The sequence below is a fragment of the Microbacterium sp. Ag1 genome, from assembly GCF_001005635.1.
Classification (GTDB): Bacteria; Actinomycetota; Actinomycetes; order Actinomycetales; family Microbacteriaceae; genus Microbacterium; species Microbacterium oxydans.
This window is the reverse complement of sequence record NZ_LBCR01000001.1, coordinates 1-1,105: the sequence shown is the minus strand read 5'-3', so window position 1 is coordinate 1,105 and position 1,105 is coordinate 1. Positions and strand designations below refer to the sequence as shown.

At 64.5% G+C, this 1,105-nt stretch carries 1 protein-coding gene; it reads left to right on the top strand.

All coding sequences use genetic code 11. From position 1 onward, the window contains the following. Positions 1-115 precede the first annotated feature (115 nt). Positions 116-1,105: IS481 family transposase (locus tag AAY78_RS00005; protein WP_082108505.1), on the top strand; the 990-nt coding region annotated here is incomplete at its 3' end.

The window sequence follows — 1,105 nt, the reverse complement described above, 5'->3', positions numbered from 1 at the left end:
TGTGATGTCCAGGGACGTTGTTGCGTGAATTGCGTGTGAGCTGTTGACGGGTGAAGGCCTCCCGTTGCGAGAGTGGAGCTGTCTAGGAACCACTTTTCGCACACAGGAGGCCTTCGTGTCCCACGCTAACGCTGCTCTCACTCCGCGCGCTCGTCTGCGCTTGGCCAAGCTCATCGTTGAAGACGATTGGCCGGTCGCCGTCGCGGCGAAGATGTTCATGACCTCGCCGCCGACGGCGCGCAAGTGGGCGGCGAGGTTTCGGACCGAAGGGTCCGCGGGGATGTTTGATCGTTCCAGTCGGCCACACTCGATGCCGACGAAGACGCCGCCCGCGGTGGTGAAACGGATCGTGAAGGCGCGGTGGCGTCGTCGGCTGGGGCCGGTCCAGATCGGCGGTGAGCTCGGCGTCGCGGCGTCGACGGTTCATGCCGTCCTTGTGCGTTGCCGGATCAACAGGCTCAGCCGCATTGATCGGGTCACCGGTGAACCGATCCGCCGCTATGAGCACGACCATCCTGGATCCCTGATCCATGTCGACGTCACGAAGTTCGGCAACATCCCTGACGGCGGAGGGCACAAGTTCCTCAGTCGACAGCAGAGCAAAGCCAATGCCCAGGCGCAGGCACGCCGGACTGGTGAACGCGGACGCGAATACCGGCCTCGTATCGGCACCGCGTTTCTGCACACCGTCATCGATGACCACTCCCGCGTCGCCTATGCCGAGATCTGTTCGGACGAGAAGGCTGCCACCGCTATCGGCGTGCTCGAACGCGCTGTCGCCTGGTTCGCCGATCGCGGCGTCGCCGTCGAGCGGGTGCTCTCTGACAACGGGTCCGCTTACCGCTCCCATGCCTGGCGGGAGGCATGCGTTGGACTCGGGATCGTGCACAAGCGCACCCGCCCCTACCGGCCGCAGACGAATGGGAAGATCGAGCGTTTCCACCGCACCCTCGCCGATGGCTGGGCCTACGCCCGCTTCTATACCTCAGAGAGCGAACGCCGCAACGCGCTGCCCGGCTGGCTGCACTTCTACAATCATCACAGGCACCACTCCGCGATCGGAGCCCCGCCCGTCAGCAGACTCAACAACCTGCCTGGACATCAC